Origin of the sequence: Psychrobacter nivimaris (genome assembly GCF_009812035.1) — a bacterium.
Lineage (GTDB): Bacteria > Pseudomonadota > Gammaproteobacteria > Pseudomonadales > Moraxellaceae > Psychrobacter > Psychrobacter nivimaris.
This window is the reverse complement of record NZ_VZIZ01000019.1, coordinates 1-16,378: the sequence shown is the minus strand read 5'-3', so window position 1 is coordinate 16,378 and position 16,378 is coordinate 1. Positions and strand designations below refer to the sequence as shown.

Genomic DNA, 16,378 nt, shown 5'->3' with positions numbered 1-16,378 from the left:
GATTAGAAGTAAAAAGAGTGCGGAAAGCAAAGTCGCATAATTACGTTTTGCAACGCAGCAAACATACAAAAAAACATCGTGTGCGCGGCGCTCTTGCTACTATCAATGCATAGCATATTAAAAATAATAGGATAAGTTGAATTTGTCTGGTTGGTTACGGTCATTTTCAACCTGCTGTCATTAGACATCATTATAACTGTTAAGGAAGCATTATGACCGACGCAACGATCAACACAGTCACCATCAGTAAAGCGGATATTCCAAGCGGTGGCATGAAATCATATAAGCAAGAAGACGATAGTATCATTTTAATCACTCGCGATGACGATGAGTTCCGTGCATTCGATGGTAAGTGCCCACATGCGGGCGCAGATTTGGGTAATGGATTACGCTGTGGCAATCGGGTAGTTTGTCCTTGGCATCATGCAACTTTTGATAGTCGCGATGGCACCCTATTAGAGCCGATAGCGACTAAAGGCTTGACCCAGTACGAACTGACTCATGATGGTGATAATCTGACAATTGATACCTCAACTCAGGTAACGGGGCAGGTCGAAAGTGATAAATTGACTGATACCCATACTATTATCGTTGGTGGGGGCGGTGCAGGATTTATGACAGCCGACCAGTTGCGTCAGGGTGGTTATGGCGGCAAGATTACGTTGATTAGTAAGGATGATAAAGCTCCTTACAACCGACCTTTATTATCCAAAGCGTTTTTGGCAGGCAAGATGGACGAGGACAAGCTGCTATTAGGCGGTGCTGATTGGGCAAGTAACAATAATATTGAGTTACGCCTCAACCAAACGGTTAGCGAAGTGCTACCCGATGAAGCGACCGTCGTCATAGAGGATAATGATGGCAACAGCGAACGACAAACTGCAGACTTCTTGGTCATCGCCACTGGTGCTAAACCAAACTTACCACCTATTAAAGGTGCTGAGATGGATGGCGTATATACGCTACGTAGCATGAGTGATGCCAAATTAATTAAAGCGGCCAGTCATGATCAGCGCGTGGTGATCATCGGTACAGGTTTTATCGGTATGGAGACCGCGTCGGCATTAGCACAAGCAGGTACGACAGCTTCTATTACAGTGATTGGGCAAGGTAGCCGTGTGATGGGCAATATTGTCTCTGAAACGGTGAGTAATGCCTTAATTAAATTACATAAAGAGAAGGGCATCAATTTTGTGTTTGATGCAACCGTCGATGAAATTACTAAGGTTGATCGTCAAGTGGGCAAGGATGGAGATAATAATAATCAGGCTTTCTCAAATGTAGGCGGTGTCACACTGTCGAGTGGTGAACACATCGATGCTGATATCGTGATACTGGGTACTGGCGTATCTCCACGTACAGAGATATTGCGTGAAGTTAATGATCCAGATGGTGTACAAGTCGACGCTCATCTACAGCTGCGCGATGGCGTCTACGCGCTAGGTGATATTGCAAAAGCTAGCAATCAAATGGGTCGCATGCGTATCGAGCATTGGCGCGTGGCGCTGCAGCATGGCATGGTTACGGCTGCTGCGATATTGAACGATGACAGTGTTGACTCATTAGAGGCGCGTATCCCTTTCTTTTGGACCATGCAATATGGCAAGAGCCTACGCTATAGTGGTCATGCCGAGACACCAGATCACAATATCCTATTTGGTACGCTAGATACGCACGATTATATAGAATACTACTTCGATGATGACGGCGAAGACACACGAGCTAGTGCGGCAAGTACGCTTGGACGTGATAAAGAGTTGGTTGCCTTCTCCGAGCTATTACGCCGTGGTCATGCACCGACGCGCGCGCAGCTCAATGCAGGTCTTGATATTATTGAGCAAGCGCATGTATTATCGCGCTAGTACTATTAAGCAATAAGTATTAGTATTTAAGCTGGCTTAGTGACCTAAGTCAGTTTTTTTATATGAGTGAAAAAGGAAAAATTATAATATGAGCAGCAATATAAACACAGACCATTTTAATAAAGAGTCCGTATTTCTACGTGAAGCGACATTGGAGGATATTGGCGCACTTGAACAATTATTGAACTGCTGCTATCGCGAGACAGCGGGCTGGACCAATGAGGCCGATTTGATCGGTGGTATTCGAACCACACCAGCGGAGCTCGCCGCCGTAATCAATGAACCTAATCACTATTACTTCGTTTATCCGAAAACCACAACGGGCGATCGTGATGGAGACGAAACGGGTGAAATACTTGGCTGTATCGCTGTCGATATTAAAACTGACGCTGCCTCGAACAAAAAAGCCTATATCGGCATGTTTGCGGTACATCCTGTGCTACAAGGGAAGGGTGTTGGTAATGTAATACTACAAGCGGCTGAGACCTTTGCAGATCGCCACTTACAGTCACTGAATCAGCCAAGTCGTCTGACTATGTCTATACTAAGTCATCGTCCTGAGCTTTTGGCTTACTATCAGCGTCGTGGTTATCAGTTCAATGGTAATAAAATGCCATTTCCCAATGATGGCAACAATGGCGAGCCAAAGCGTGATGATTTAGAGCTATTAGAACTAGAAAAAGTCGTTAGCTAATCAACTTGGCCTAGTAAAAAGCATTAAAAAATATTCTACCTAAATTAACCCCAAAAATGACCAAAGGTCATAAACAGACCAATACTCAGCAGCATAAATGCCACAATGATTAAGCGCTTGAACCAGTTAAATGCTGGCAAGCGCGTGGCATTATCATCCGACATGAGATAAGCGAATAAGAACAACAAACTCGCTGCTAATGTCATGATGCCAAGCCCAATCGGTAATATAAATAAGTACACCTGCCACACAGTCATCTCTCAACGGTCAGTATTAAGGGCATCATAGCAGCAACAGGATTGCGCTGTCAGTATGCCTTGCTTTAAATTTCTTAATGCAAATAATAATTAGAAAAATACAGTAGTCATCAGTGCGATATAAAAGTAATGAGTCAGTTTTAGACCTACGAAGCTATATGCTTACGTCATGACTGAAAATAAAAAAGGACGCTCAAATGGCATCCTTTTTTATAATAGCTAAGAATAAGAGAAACGTTAAACAGTGAGCTTAACGCATCGTCACAAACTCTTCCGAGCCAGTTGGATGAATGGCAACGGTATTATCAAAGTCAGCCTTAGTCGCGCCCATTTTGATAGCGACTGCGAAGCCTTGAATCATCTCATCGACGCCAAAACCAATACCATGCAAACCAATGACTTTTTCGTCATTGCCCAAGCATACTAGCTTCATGGTGCATTTTTGACGATGTTGAGTGACCGCGCTATACATATCGGTAAAGCTTGAGGTATAACACTTGATGTTTTCTTTGCCATAGTGTTCTACCGCGTCGATTTCAGATAGCCCAATCGTACCGATAGCCGGATGAGTAAAAATCACGGTCGGTATCAACGAGTAGTTCAAATGCTCATTGGGCTTATTGTTAAACAAACGCTCGGATAAACGACGACCTGCGGCAATCGCTACGGGCGTTAAATCTACGCTGTTCTCGATAATATCGCCAACCGCATAAATACCATCGACGTTGGTGTTTTGGAATTTATCGACTTTAATTTTACCCGTCTCGGTTGTCTCGACCCCTGTCACTTGCAGATTGATTCCATCAGTCGATGGTGCACGACCAATCGCCCAAATCAAGCAGTCAACAGTATCGATACAGTCTTCACCGCCATCGTGGGTGGTTAAATCGAGGCTGTCATCGTCATTTTTATTGACTTCACTGATCACCGTATTGGTGTGTAACTTGATGCCAGCTTGCTCCATTTCTATCAGCAAAGTCTCTACGATAGTATGGTCAAACGTACGTAGTGGCGAGTGTTTACGTACATACAAATGCACTTCGGCACCCAGACTGTTTAACACGCCTGCGATTTCGACAGCGATATAGCCTGCACCCACAATCGCCACGCGTTTTGGCAAATGATTCAACGCAAAGAATCCATCAGAATCGATGCCGTATTCTGCACCTTTGATATCTGGTTGAATCGGATGACCGCCCGTAGCAATCAAAATATGGTCAGCGGTAATCAGCTCGCCATTTACTTCGACGGTATTGGTATCGACGAACTTAGCAAAACCTTTGATCACTTCGACGCCGTTTTTGGCCAAGTTGTTATCATAAGCGCGGTGAATGTTTTCGATATATTGTTGGCGGCTCTGTACCAGCTTTTGGAAGTCAAAACCTTTTAACTCAACATCAAAACCATAATCTGGCGCATATTTATGGATGGCTTCAGCTACTTGCGCGCCATACCACATGACCTTTTTGGGAACGCAGCCCAAATTCACACACGTGCCGCCCAATTGGTTGGCTTCGATAATAGCGCACTTTTTGCCATAGTTTGCTGCACGGTTGAGTGAGGCGATGCCGCCGCTACCGCCGCCAATGGCGATATAGTCATAATGTTTGGTCATAATACGGTCTCTTTATTAAGTTGCTATTGGTGCTGTTTCCGACTCTACTGTAATGGGTCTTATCATTCATCTTACAAGTTTTTTATGGTTAGCGTATGTTGAATCGCTTGACTACAAACGGTGCTTGGTTAAGAAAAGCCTAGCATCTAGATATTTAAATCTACTTAAACCCATTTATACAATAGGACGACGTCTATAAAATAACAGCCCTGGAATAGACAAGCCAAGTACCAATCCCGAGGTGACAAATAAAGCTTCAAACAAGTACACCATCATTTGGCTAAATAACTCATCTGAAAAGCCAAAATAGCCGATCTGTACCATACTGACCATCGCCTTATAGGCGGCGATACCAGGCATCATGCAGATGACACTGGGCGAGATGAGCGCTTTGGGAGGTAGAGTATATTTCTTAGAAAAATACACGCCCAAAAAGCTAGCAAGCATCGCGCCAAAAAAGCTAGCAACCACGATATGAATGTGTTGATAAACGAGCGCTGTCTTTAACCCAAAGCCAAATGCGGTCATCAGTAAACACGGCAAGATATAGCGTTTGGGTACGCTAAACATTAGCGTCCAACCAAGGGTAATGATACAAGACAGTACGACGGTTTTAATAAACCACATCTTAAAACCCCCAGTGCTGTATGCGAAGTAAAACCAGTGCCATTACGATACCGACACACGCGGATAAGGTGAGCATATAGGTAAAGACCGCACGCCCAACGCCAATATTGACATAGCCTTTTAAGATATCGGATAAGGAGTTAATCAACGGAAAGCTGGGCACCAGTAGCAATACGCTGGAGGCAACAGCGATATCGGCGTTATTACCAATATCAAAATAATAGGTCGTCGCCCCGATCAAGGAGGCGATGAAAGCGGTAGCAATGACGGTGATAAAGGGATTGAAGTGGTGCTTTGCTAAGTAGATGCGGGTGAACATTGCCACCATACCCGCGATAAATGTCACCGCCGTAATCGACCAGCTGCCATCATTTAAATAGGCAAACGCCGCACAAGAAGCGCCGACAAATATACTGACTAGCCATGTCGGATACACGGTTTTATCCAACTCATCAAACGCAAGGGTTGTGCGGTCAATCAAATCATTATTATTGATCGTGGCTTCGGTTTTATTGACGATTTGCTGGATTTGTACGAGTAAATTGACATTGATACTTTGGTTGATGGTGTCTCGGGTGGTGGTGATACAGCGCTCATCACAGATAGTCGTCAAAGTGATCGCATTAAAATTTAGCGAACACTCGACGCTACTCATTCCCAATGCAAATCCCAAGCGCTTCGATAAGTCCACTACCACGGCAGACTCAGCGCCATACTGCATAAGGAGTAAGCCGCAGCGCACGCAGAGTCGAGTGATGCGCTGTTGCTGTACGTAGCTGATAGAAGTCATTGGAGGAATATGCATATTGGCTGCGATATCGATATGGATAGAGGTAAAGATAGCATAACTTGCCTTGCTTATTTGCTACTATTATAAAGCGTAAACCACTGTCACAAGGAGAATAAAATGCATATCGCTATCTTAACGCTGACTTTTGCGCTACCTGGCTGTAGCTCACTCAAAGAAAAGCGCCAACGTATGGGCGGCCTGCACGCACGTTTTGGCAATACGCCAAGTGTCGCGGTGTGCGAAAGCGGCGCGCGCGATCGGCATGACGCCAGCGAATGGACATTCGTTATAGTCGGACTCTCTAAACGGGACATCGAGTCGCAATGCAGTCAGATCGAAGAAAAAATAGAACGCACGGTGGATGCAAGGGTGATGAATGTTGAAAGAGAATTTATTTAGTTGAGGGCGCTTTTATAGGGAGCTAATCCTACCTTGTGCTCATATCTTAGTCGTCAATTAGAGTGGTGACGAATAGCTAGTAGTATTCTTATTATCTCGATACTGCTCCTAGCTAAGTCACCTAAATCAAGTGGTCAATCAAGGATAACCGCTACAATCGTGGCGAAAACGCGTTTCAAGGCGACTTTTATAACTTAATCACAAAATTATTAGTAAGTTGGTGTTGAGGAACGAGACCCAACAAGACGATTTTGCGTAATATAAGTTGTTAGTTTTGCTTAGTCAACTTAACCTAATAGCTTGAACTTGTTTTCCATTTGAAGAAGTATTATAAATTAAGTTATTTACATTACGATGAGGATTTTATGATGGCTAGAGATGCTATAAAAGAAATAATGGAATTAAAATCAAGAAATGAGTTTGCGGACAGTCATCAGTTTTATTTGAGACTTTACTCATTACAAGAGTTACTGAAAAATAATTCTAATAAAGGTCATTTAAGTGAAGAAGTTTTCAAATATATACCTATAGCTCTGGTTGCCTGTATGGAAGGGCTTTTTCGCTCTCTATATGCAGAGATTATAGATTATGGAGAACCTTACTCGATTAATGTCGAAAAATTTAACAACTCAAATAAAAAATTTGACTATAATATAGTTAATGCTATCCAGAGTAAAAAATTAACAATTGGTGAGTTCATTTCACACACACTATCTTGCAATAATATAAGTGATATTGATAATAATATCTCAATATTGTTAGGAATAAAATTCTTACATGAACTAAATAATTTTGAAACTCAAAGCGTTTTTGATGAACAGAGACTAATTAATAGTAGTTTTAAAAATAATGCTAATAAAATTCTAAAGAGTGTTGCTACTGTATTTGAACTAAGACATATATTTTGTCATGAGTTTGGGATAAAGGTAGAAATTAATGAAGATTTCATTCAGGAGGTATTTTCAGATACTAAAATATTTTTGGAAAACACTACTGATTTCATTCAGTCTAAATTATATCCAGATGCCCCAGAAACACAAACTGACATGAACATTCATGCTCACAACGAGTTCGATAAAATTGATATAAAGCTTGAAGGTTATATCAATAAATTAATAAATAAAGATTTTACTGATATGCTAGATTTTGATAAAGACTTATTTAAGGAATCTATACTGAAATGGAAAAAATATCGCGAAAGCGAGGCAGAATATAAGTCTAGCGTAGTTGAAGGTGGTTCTATGCAACCTATGATTTATTCTATGAGTATGCATACTACTACACTACGGAAAATTAAAGAGTTAGAAGAAGATTATCCAGATTTATTCTAGCAAGTCTATAATATCCTGATTTTTAATTCCATGTAACAAGAGGAAAATATATGATCGAAAATATTATTGCAGCAATTCTAGGAGGTCTATTTGTTTTAGTTGTGAGCAGAGTCTTAGCATACAGAGATTTAAAAAAAGTAGAGGCTAATAATAATACTTTAAAAAACCCTAATGAAGATAAAATATTGACAAGTGACCTGCTTTACTCGTTGATGCCAGGTAGGAGTTATGAGAAGGTTAGAGAAATTCTAGGTGCTCCAGATAAGTCTTTTAAAGATGAATCTATTTTTGTAGATTTTGATGAGTCTATAAGAGATAGGTTTAATAGCGATTTGTATTTATTTAAGAATGGTCATATGAAAATAACAACTGAGAAGGAGAATGAGAAAAATATCTACGCTTTAACGGTTTTAAATTGCTATGGAATTGATATACCTGACTTATATTATATAGCGGATGAGGGTTTAGATTATTCTAAAATAGGCGAGATAAGAGTAAGCGACGAAATATTAAGATTTATAAATCAGTCTGAATCTATAAGAACGAGAATAGACAATTCATTTGCTATTCAACAATATCTTGGTAATCCGCACTATAAATACTTTACAGTTTTTTGTGGTTATTTAGATGAAGATAATGATATTAGCAAGTATAAGGGTGAATTAATTGATGGATTTTGTATATCTGAAGGTGAGGATGCTTTTTTTATTTACCATTACGATTTATCTTGAAAGACAAAATATAGTGAGATAGCCTTAGATTGATAAGACATAAGTGTTGACTTACCTCAAATAACATCACCCAACAAAAAAGGCCACTCCCAAAAGAGCAGCCTTTAAATTAAAACCAAACAATTAACTAAACTAACCTGCCTCAGAAACCACCTGCGTAAGCATCGGCTTCAAAAACTCACCCGTGTGTGAGCCTTCGACCTCTGCGACCTCTTCTGGCGTACCCTCCGCGATAATCATGCCGCCGCCTTTACCGCCTTCAGGGCCAAGATCAATCACCCAATCCGCGGTTTTGATAACATCCAAATTATGCTCGATGACCACGATGGTGTTACCTTTATCGCGTAGCGCATGCAAGATGTTGAGCAGCTTATCAATATCATGGAAATGCAAACCTGTGGTTGGCTCATCCAAGATATATAGCGTCTGTCCCGTGTCGCGTTTGGCAAGCTCGCGTGCCAGTTTCACCCGCTGCGCTTCACCGCCAGATAGTGTCGGTGCAGACTGACCCAAGCGAATGTAGCTAAGCCCCACATCCATCAACGCTTGCAGGCGACGATAGATCGCTGGAATCGCCGAGAAGAACTCAGTGGCGTCCTCTACCGTCATCTCGAGCACGTCAGCGATGGTTTTGCCTTTATAGTGAATCTCTAAGGTCTCGCGGTTATAACGCTTGCCTTCACAGGTGTCACACGGCACATACATATCCGGTAAAAAATGCATCTCAACTTTGATGAGACCGTCGCCTTGGCACATCTCACAGCGTCCGCCTTTGACGTTGAAGCTAAAGCGCCCAGCTTTATAACCACGTGCGCGGGCTTCAGGGGTTTGCGCGAACATCTCACGCACGGGAGTGAAGACGCCAGTATAAGTCGCAGGATTGGAGCGCGGGGTACGACCAATTGGGCTTTGATCGATATCGACCATTTTATCCAAATGCTCAAGACCGCTAATGCTGTCATGCTTATCCGCGATTAGCGTTGAGGCATTGTTTAATTGTGTGGCGGCGATAGGCATAAGCGTACGGTTAATCAGCGTTGATTTACCAGAACCCGATACACCCGTGACACACGTCATCACCCCAACGGGCAGGCTCAGATCGACGTCTTTTAGGTTGTTGCCTGAGGCGCCTTTGAGCTCGATAGTCATCGGTACCTTTTTAGTTTTGGCTTTCGCTTTACCTTTAACCTCGACCTCTACGGTTTTGGCTTTATGCCGCACTTTTGGTATCTCAATGCGTTTTTCGCCCGACATATATTGTCCGGTGAGCGAGTCTGGCGTTGCCATCACTTCATCGACCGTGCCCTCGGCGATGATATGACCACCGTGTACGCCAGCCCCAATACCGATATCGATGACGTGATCCGCTTGACGAATCGCATCTTCATCGTGCTCAACGACCAGTACGGTATTACCTAAATCACGCAGGCGTGTTAAAGTTTTAAGCAAGCGGTCGTTATCACGCTGATGCAAGCCAATGGACGGCTCATCAAGGACATACATCACGCCCATCAGACCCGCACCAATTTGACTGGCCAAACGAATACGCTGCGCTTCACCGCCGGATAGGGTTTCGGCAGAGCGCGCTAGGGTTAGATAATCGAGGCCAACGCTGACCAAGAAGTTTAAGCGCTCGTTAATCTCTTTAAAGATCTTCTCTGCCACCTCACCTTTATGACCGTCAATCTTTAAGGTCTTATAATAGTCCGCCGCGTCGCCAATGGAGAGCTTGACGATTTCAGCGATGGTTTGTTCATCGACACGCACATTGCGCGAAATCTCGTTCAGACGCGCGCCATCGCAAACGTTACACGTGGTGTCAGCCAGATACTTTGCCAGCTCGTCACGCACTAAGTTGCTTTGCGTTTTGGCATAACGGCGCTCAAGATAGGGTAGTACGCCTTCAAAAGGAACGGTTTTATTGGTTTTACGTCCGCGCTCATCGGTAAAGTTAAAGGTGAGCTTCTCTTTACCTGAGCCGTGCATGATCAGCTCTTGCTGCTTTTTGGGCAGCTCCGTCCACGGCGTATCCATATCGATATTAAAATGGTTACAAACGGTGGTTAGCAGCCCAAAATAGTACGAGTGGCGCTTATCCCAACCGTTAATCGCGCCTTGATTGAGCGTCTTATCAACATGAGTAATGAGCTTTTCAGCAGCGAAATACTGACGCTTACCGAGTCCATCACAAGTTGGGCAAGCACCGTAGGGGTTGTTAAAACTAAACATGCGCGGCTCAAGCTCAGGTACAGCGCGATCACAAATCGGACAGCTGTGCTTGGCAGACATCACTTGATTATCAGAGCCGCCCTCAGTAGGATTACCATCCATAAAGTGCAGCGTCACTAGACCTTGTCCCAAACGTAGCGCGGTCTCCAAGCTCTCAGCGACGCGGTTACCTAAGTCATCACGTACTTTAAAGCGGTCAACCACCACTTCGATGGTGTGCTTTTTCTTCTTATCGAGCGTCGGTAGCTCATCAGTATCATAGACATGACCATCGACGCGTACGCGTACAAACCCTTGACCGATCAATTGCTCAAGCAGCACCGTATGCTCTCCTTTACGCTCACGCACTACTGGCGCAAGGATCATAAGCTTGGTCTCATCGGGGAGTGCCATAACCTGATCGACCATTTCGGTCACCGACTGCGCCACCATAGGTTCGCCATGCTCTGGGCAATAAGGCGTACCGATACGCGCGTATAATAGACGCAGGTAATCATAAATCTCAGTGATCGTACCGACCGTTGAGCGTGGATTATGGTTGGTTGATTTTTGCTCGATAGCAATCGCAGGGGATAGACCTTCGATACTATCGACGTCAGGTTTCTCCATTTGCGAGAGGAACTGACGCGCGTATGCCGATAAACTCTCGACATAACGACGTTGCCCTTCGGCATATAGCGTGTCAAATGCCAATGAAGATTTACCAGAGCCAGATAGGCCAGTGATTACCACAAATTTATCTCGTGGAATGTCTAAATCGATGTTTTTTAAATTATGAGTACGTGCGCCGCGTATTGCGATATGGTCATGTGCCATCGGTTATAGGTTTCCTATTTGCTAAAAGGGGATTGGGAAATATCTCAAGCTAAAAAGTAAATACAGATCAGTAAAGTGGTTGGTTAAAAGGTGAATAATTCTAAATTTATAGTGTTGTTATAAGTAGTGTCGTTATAAAAGGTACATATATTGATAAGGTAAAAGTTATGCCAACCTAGTTATTAACTTTCTATTGTTGTTTGGCTTTACGTTGCTTGTCGCTCCTATGACTATTTTTATAGGACTCAGCAAATCTAAATCAAATCAGTGTTAAGTAACAGGCATCGTTTGTTATGGTTTTGACCAAAATGTCATTTTATAGAAGCGTTCGTCGTTACGTAGATGGGGTGAGTGAGCCATTAATTGTGCTGACAACGTTTTACTTTATTGTCATGGTGACAGCATTATTCAAGGCATGACTGTGCATCTGATGCACTTGGTAACAAAATAATCTCGTAATATGAATGGCTTGGGTTGAGGGCGCATACGTTACTGCACCAGTAAGACAAAAGTCTCGGCAACCAAACGGCGAATGTCTTATACTAGGGGGCTTGATTTATAGGCCAATGCCTTGATAAACCAGTAGTGATAAATCATGGTATGGCGCAAGTGTTAGTCGTGAAAGATAGCAATGAGCAACCAGCAATGATCAACCAGTGAGGCAAGTATGAATAGCGTAGAGAAACGGGCAATCCTCGGAGTCGGTGGCATCTTTGCCTTACGTATGATTGGCTTGTTTATGATTGTGCCGGTATTTTCTGTCTACGGTGACAATTATGCACACGCGACGCCGTTTTTGATTGGTTTGGCCGTTGGTATTTATGGCTTAGGGCAGGCTATTTTTCAGATACCGATGAGTTTGGCTGCTGATAAATTTCCGCGTAAGCCTATTATCTTTCTAGGATTGATACTGTTCGCCGTCGGCGGCATGATTGCAGCAAATGCGACAGATATTTACGAAGTGATCATTGGTCGAGCGCTGGCGGGTAGTGGTGCGGTCTCTGCTGTGCTGATGGCGTTACTGGCTGATGTGACTCGTGAGGAAATGCGTACCAAAGCGATGGCCACGATGGGTCTGACGATTGCGACCTCTATTATGCTGGCCTTTGCCTTTGGTCCATTATTAGTCGGCTCGCTCGGTATCTCTGGGCTGTTTTGGCTAACTTCAGGATTTGCTATATTAGCGATGCTGCTATTGGTGGTAGTACCGACGCCTATGCGCGTGCTCAAGCACAATCTGGATAATAAGACCATCGGTCAACAGTTGGCCACTGTCCTTAAGATTGGCGATCTTAACCGCTTACATATCGGCATCTTTGCGCTACATCTGACGATGACGGCGATATTTGTGATATTGCCGCACCAGCTCAGTGACGTACTTGGCTTGTCAGTACGTCAGCAAGGCATGGTGTATTTGCCACTATTGTTTATTGGCTTCGCCATCGCAATACCGTTTATTATCATCGCTGAAAAGAAACGCAAAATGCGTCAGGTTTTTTTGGGTGCGATTGCATTGATGACCGCCGCTTTAGCAATACTTGCGCTTGGCAGTCAGGTCGGTGTTGGTATCATATTGGGTTTGCTGCTTTATTTTATGGGCTTTAACCTGCTTGAGGCGACGATTCCTTCATGGATATCTAAGCGCGCACCAGTCGCCAATAAAGCGACCGCAATGGGGCTTAATTCTTCCAGTCAGTTCTTTGGAGCATTTGTAGGCGGGGCAATGGGTGGTCTGTTATTAAGCCAGCCTAATTTGTTGGCGTGGGGCATACTGGCTATTATTATGGGTGCCGCATTGCTTATTATTATTCCCATTTCTCAGCCACCTTATCTATCGAGCACAACGGTTACTATTCCCAAAGACATCAATATCCAAGACTGGTCACGACAGATGCTGGCAGTAGATGGCGTTGACGAGCTGGTCGTAATGGCAAAAGAGCAAGTCGCCTATTTAAAGTTAGATAAGACACAGTTGACGGATGATTCACGTCAGCAGCTATCGAGTTTGGCGCAAAGTCCGCTAGATATTTAATACGACATATATAGTCACTGCACTACAAAAGAGTTATGTTCTGGATGAATATCATAAAACAATTTAGATAAGTCATTTTCCATCCAACCTTGGCGTAAAAACTTCACTTGAGCCCACTTTTTCTCGATGGGATTTAAGTCAGGGCTGTAGGGTGGCAGCCATAGAATACGATGGCCATGTCTATTCAGTATTTTTGAATGCGTTTATTTTTATGAAAGGCTGCATTATCCATAACGATTACACATTTTCTCTTAAGCTTTGGTATCAGCGTGAACTTGCACCAGTGATAGAAAATCTTTTTATTAATGTTGGTCTTTAAGCAATTGAGTGCAAACAGCGTTTTGCCATATAGTGCACCAATGACGTTGGTTCGATCTTTGGCTTGCCAATTGTAACTGCCAATGCAGGGGCTACCAATGGGTGCATAACCACAAGGACGCATCGTTTCACTCTCAAAGCCACTCTCGTCCATATAGACAATAGCAAAGCCTTGAGCAATGTAGTGGTTAAGCTTGGCTAGATAAGTCGCTCTTTTCACAGGACAAGCTTTGGGGTGCTCAAGTGTCTTTTTTTTTGCTAACACCAATACGCTTTAAGGCTTTACTGATGCCTGTTGGGCTACAATCAAAACGCTGTGCTCGCTCATAGTGATAATCGTCAGGGTGGTCTTTGACATCTTGAGCTAAGGCTTCATCCTCTATTTTGTAGGGCTTAATATATCGAGTGGTTTTACTATGAAGACGCTTTTTCCACTTCTGGATAGTCGTTGGACTGATATCATAGAAAACAGCAGCTTCAGCAAAGGTCATGCCCTCATCTAAGCTTTTTAAAACTTGTTTGCGATAATCTAGGGAGTAAGTCATAGGTATTCATAGTAACAATCGTTTAGTTGATTTATCTTATAACATTTTTGAAGTCAAGTGACTATAACAGCTTTAGGCTTATGTTTTTATATAGAAACAAAGCCAAATAGCAAAAATTGCACAGACAGCAATCTCATAAACGACCAATATCAATCAGTGGAAACTAACTATTTATCTCTATTTAAAAGGAATTAATATGAGTAAATTTAAGATGTTGTATGGTAGTGTCATAGAGGGTAAAAAGAAGGCGCATCGCTCAATAGCTAAGTTAACAGTAGGTCTTGGTTTATCAGCCATGCTATTGACTTCTGGTTGTGCTACGCAAAATATTCAGGCCTATCAGAGCACCACCCCAACACTCGACATGCACGAGTTTTTTTCGGGTCAAATCGATGGTTGGGGTATGTTCCAAGGTCGAAATGGTGAGGTCAAAAAGCGCTTTTATGTCGATATTGATGCAACCCATGAGGGAGATGATGTCATTGTCCTAAACGAGAAGTTCTCGTGGGCAGATGGCACAAAATCGCAGCGCATATGGCGTCTGACTGAGCAGACAGATGGCAGCTGGAAAGGTGTGGCAGGTGATGTCATTGGCGAGGCAACAGGGAAAGTGGTTGGCAATACGTTGCACTGGAATTACTTATTAGAGTTACTTGTCGAGGACAAAACCTATAAAGTAACGTTCGATGATTGGATGTATCTTATCAATGAGGATGTCATGCTCAATCGCTCAGTGATGAAAAAATTTGGCGTAGAGTTGGGTAGCGTGACATTGAGCATGCATCGCAAGCCTTCTGATGCTAACTAGAAATCTCTAAATCATTTGATAATAAGTAAGGTGCTATGCAATATCGATAAAGGTGAAAGGTGTTCTTCGGAGTCTTAAAATGGCAAAATAGCAGCATATTTATCTATTACCTGTTATTTATTGGACTCTACAATATCGACTAGTATATCAAGATAGAGTATCTAAGCGACATAGACTGACGTGCACCATAAGTAGCCTATAGATATTTCGATAAAAATTGGTTAAAGTAAAATTATACAATTGATAGTATCAAATGATGCTATCAGATAACGATTAAAACAGTTTATTAAATTATTCATAAGTAAAAGGACGGTATCATGCGCGGAGTCAATAAAGTTATCATCATCGGTAACCTCGGAGCAGATCCTGAGGCACGCCAATTCAGCAATGGCGGTAGCGTAACCAATATCTCGGTTGCGACATCAGAGCAGTGGACAGACAAACAAAGCGGCGAAAAAAGAGAAGCGACAGAGTGGCATCGTATCGCACTTTTTAACCGTCTAGGTGAAATCGCAGCGCAATACCTGCGTAAAGGCAGCAAAGTCTATATCGAAGGTAGTTTGCGCACACGTAAATACCAAGACCAAAGTGGTCAAGACCGTTATATTACTGAGATTCGTGCTGAACAAATGCAGATGCTCGATGGTCAAACTGGCGGCGGTCAGGGTGGAGATAGCTTTGGTGGTCAGAACCAAGGTCAGAGTGGCGGCTATAATAATCAAGGTGGCCAAAACAACCAGAATAACTTTGGTCAGCAAGCAAATAACCAGATGGCACATCAAGGCGGCTATAACCAACCAGCGGCTCAAGGTGGTCAGAACAGTTTTAACAATCAAGCGCCTGCTCAGCAAAACCAGTTCAATCAGCCAGCACAGAAACCTGCACAATCTAAGCCTACAGCAATGCCAGACGGCCCTGTAGATGATGATATTCCGTTCTAGGATATACCTTAGACTTTAATGTAAAAAAGCCCTGCAACTGCAGGGCTTTTTTAATGCTTGCTATAGTTGATTCAGTTTAAAAGAGATATAAGGCAACTGAGTGCAGATGTAACTGTGATACTTCAAGCGAGGTTAACGCTGTAGCTCTTTTATAGAGGATTAACTAAATCCAAAAATATAATTCAGTTGATACTTTTTAACGTAGCTAAACTAATTTTTTATTGAATAATTTTTAATTTATTTAATATGCTCTTAATACCTAAACGATTAAACTTAAGTTTATTTGGCATTGGTTTAATACTATTGGTTTTCACATTAGCTAGTAGACCTCTTGCAAAAGTCATAAGCTAAGCTCGAAATTAACAAGACCGGCGAACAGCTTC

General features: G+C 42.8%; 14 protein-coding genes and 1 pseudogene. 8 read left to right on the top strand and 7 right to left on the bottom strand.

What is annotated here, in order from left to right:
• The first annotated feature begins 212 nt into the window (after positions 1–212).
• A complete protein-coding gene (locus tag FQV37_RS08220; RefSeq protein ID WP_240990987.1) occupies positions 213–1,862 on the top strand; it encodes an FAD-dependent oxidoreductase in 1,650 nt (549 codons plus the stop codon).
• 88 nt (positions 1,863–1,950) lie between these two features.
• Positions 1,951–2,556 (top strand): GNAT family N-acetyltransferase, encoded by a 606-nt coding sequence (locus FQV37_RS08215; protein ID WP_160022271.1) that lies wholly within the window; start codon positions 1,951–1,953, stop codon positions 2,554–2,556.
• 44 nt (positions 2,557–2,600) lie between these two features.
• Here FQV37_RS08215 and FQV37_RS08210 read toward each other — a convergent pair whose 3' ends face one another.
• From FQV37_RS08210 to FQV37_RS08195, 4 genes are all read right to left on the bottom strand, one after another.
• Positions 2,601–2,798 (bottom strand): hypothetical protein, encoded by a 198-nt coding sequence (locus FQV37_RS08210; protein WP_240990986.1) that lies wholly within the window; start codon positions 2,796–2,798, stop codon positions 2,601–2,603.
• A 265-nt stretch (positions 2,799–3,063) separates the two neighbouring features.
• The gene (gorA, locus tag FQV37_RS08205; RefSeq protein WP_160022270.1) at positions 3,064–4,428 is read right to left on the bottom strand and encodes a glutathione-disulfide reductase; all 1,365 of its coding nucleotides are present in this window, start codon (positions 4,426–4,428) and stop codon (positions 3,064–3,066) included.
• 174 nt (positions 4,429–4,602) lie between these two features.
• On the bottom strand, positions 4,603–5,055 hold the full coding sequence (locus tag FQV37_RS08200; protein WP_160022269.1) for a threonine/serine exporter family protein: 453 nt from the start codon (positions 5,053–5,055) through the stop codon (positions 4,603–4,605).
• Position 5,056: 1 nt separating this feature from the next.
• Positions 5,057–5,845: a threonine/serine exporter family protein gene (locus FQV37_RS08195; RefSeq protein WP_160022440.1), complete on the bottom strand. Its 789-nt coding sequence runs from the start codon at positions 5,843–5,845 to the stop codon at positions 5,057–5,059.
• Between the two features lie 117 nt (positions 5,846–5,962).
• Between FQV37_RS08195 and FQV37_RS08190 the strand changes: the two genes are divergently transcribed.
• The 3 genes from FQV37_RS08190 to FQV37_RS08180 all read left to right on the top strand — a co-directional run bounded on the left by FQV37_RS08190 (position 5,963) and on the right by FQV37_RS08180 (position 8,306).
• Positions 5,963–6,244, top strand: a complete 282-nt coding sequence (locus FQV37_RS08190) for a DUF503 domain-containing protein (RefSeq protein ID WP_160022268.1) — start codon at positions 5,963–5,965, stop codon at positions 6,242–6,244.
• A 368-nt stretch (positions 6,245–6,612) separates the two neighbouring features.
• The gene (locus FQV37_RS08185; RefSeq protein ID WP_160022267.1) at positions 6,613–7,575 is read left to right on the top strand and encodes a lysozyme inhibitor LprI family protein; all 963 of its coding nucleotides are present in this window, start codon (positions 6,613–6,615) and stop codon (positions 7,573–7,575) included.
• Between the two features lie 50 nt (positions 7,576–7,625).
• Positions 7,626–8,306 carry a hypothetical protein gene (locus FQV37_RS08180; protein WP_160022266.1) on the top strand — a complete coding sequence of 227 codons (681 nt, stop codon included), beginning with the start codon at positions 7,626–7,628 and terminating at the stop codon, positions 8,304–8,306.
• A 132-nt stretch (positions 8,307–8,438) separates the two neighbouring features.
• On the opposite strand, the gene uvrA is transcribed toward FQV37_RS08180, so the two are convergent.
• Positions 8,439–11,351, bottom strand: coding sequence for an excinuclease ABC subunit UvrA (gene uvrA / locus FQV37_RS08175; protein WP_160022264.1), 2,913 nt, complete (start codon positions 11,349–11,351; stop codon positions 8,439–8,441).
• A 667-nt stretch (positions 11,352–12,018) separates the two neighbouring features.
• Here uvrA and FQV37_RS08170 point away from each other — a divergent pair.
• A complete protein-coding gene (locus FQV37_RS08170) occupies positions 12,019–13,383 on the top strand; it encodes an MFS transporter (RefSeq protein ID WP_160022262.1) in 1,365 nt (454 codons plus the stop codon).
• A gap of 14 nt (positions 13,384–13,397) precedes the next feature.
• On the opposite strand, the pseudogene FQV37_RS14335 reads toward FQV37_RS08170, so the two are convergent.
• A pseudogene (locus FQV37_RS14335) lies at positions 13,398–13,825 on the bottom strand (transposase).
• A gap of 115 nt (positions 13,826–13,940) precedes the next feature.
• On the bottom strand, positions 13,941–14,246 hold the full coding sequence (locus tag FQV37_RS08160) for an IS630 transposase-related protein (RefSeq protein WP_075103765.1): 306 nt from the start codon (positions 14,244–14,246) through the stop codon (positions 13,941–13,943).
• 196 nt (positions 14,247–14,442) lie between these two features.
• Here FQV37_RS08160 and FQV37_RS08155 point away from each other — a divergent pair, with 196 nt between their 5' ends.
• A complete protein-coding gene (locus FQV37_RS08155; protein ID WP_160022260.1) occupies positions 14,443–15,054 on the top strand; it encodes a DUF3833 domain-containing protein in 612 nt (203 codons plus the stop codon).
• Between the two features lie 317 nt (positions 15,055–15,371).
• Entirely contained in the window at positions 15,372–15,995 is a 624-nt protein-coding gene (gene ssb, locus FQV37_RS08150) for a single-stranded DNA-binding protein (protein WP_101204383.1), read from the top strand.
• Positions 15,996–16,378: the final 383 nt, after the last annotated feature.

Bases quoted from the DNA above. Each gene is read 5' to 3' on its own strand.
- gorA (WP_160022270.1), bottom strand. From the start codon at position 4,428: ATGACCAAACATTATGACTATATCGCCATTGGCGGCGGTAGCGGCGGC.
- FQV37_RS08160 (WP_075103765.1), bottom strand. From the start codon at position 14,246: ATGACTTACTCCCTAGATTATCGCAAACAAGTTTTAAAAAGCTTAGAT.
- ssb (WP_101204383.1), top strand. From the start codon at position 15,372: ATGCGCGGAGTCAATAAAGTTATCATCATCGGTAACCTCGGAGCAGAT.
- FQV37_RS08220 (WP_240990987.1), top strand. From the start codon at position 213: ATGACCGACGCAACGATCAACACAGTCACCATCAGTAAAGCGGATATT.
- FQV37_RS08180 (WP_160022266.1), top strand. From the start codon at position 7,626: ATGATCGAAAATATTATTGCAGCAATTCTAGGAGGTCTATTTGTTTTA.
- FQV37_RS08190 (WP_160022268.1), top strand. From the start codon at position 5,963: ATGCATATCGCTATCTTAACGCTGACTTTTGCGCTACCTGGCTGTAGC.
- FQV37_RS08185 (WP_160022267.1), top strand. From the start codon at position 6,613: ATGGCTAGAGATGCTATAAAAGAAATAATGGAATTAAAATCAAGAAAT.
- FQV37_RS08200 (WP_160022269.1), bottom strand. From the start codon at position 5,055: ATGTGGTTTATTAAAACCGTCGTACTGTCTTGTATCATTACCCTTGGT.
- FQV37_RS08195 (WP_160022440.1), bottom strand. From the start codon at position 5,845: ATGACTTCTATCAGCTACGTACAGCAACAGCGCATCACTCGACTCTGC.
- FQV37_RS08215 (WP_160022271.1), top strand. From the start codon at position 1,951: ATGAGCAGCAATATAAACACAGACCATTTTAATAAAGAGTCCGTATTT.
- uvrA (WP_160022264.1), bottom strand. From the start codon at position 11,351: ATGGCACATGACCATATCGCAATACGCGGCGCACGTACTCATAATTTA.
- FQV37_RS08155 (WP_160022260.1), top strand. From the start codon at position 14,443: ATGAGTAAATTTAAGATGTTGTATGGTAGTGTCATAGAGGGTAAAAAG.
- FQV37_RS08170 (WP_160022262.1), top strand. From the start codon at position 12,019: ATGAATAGCGTAGAGAAACGGGCAATCCTCGGAGTCGGTGGCATCTTT.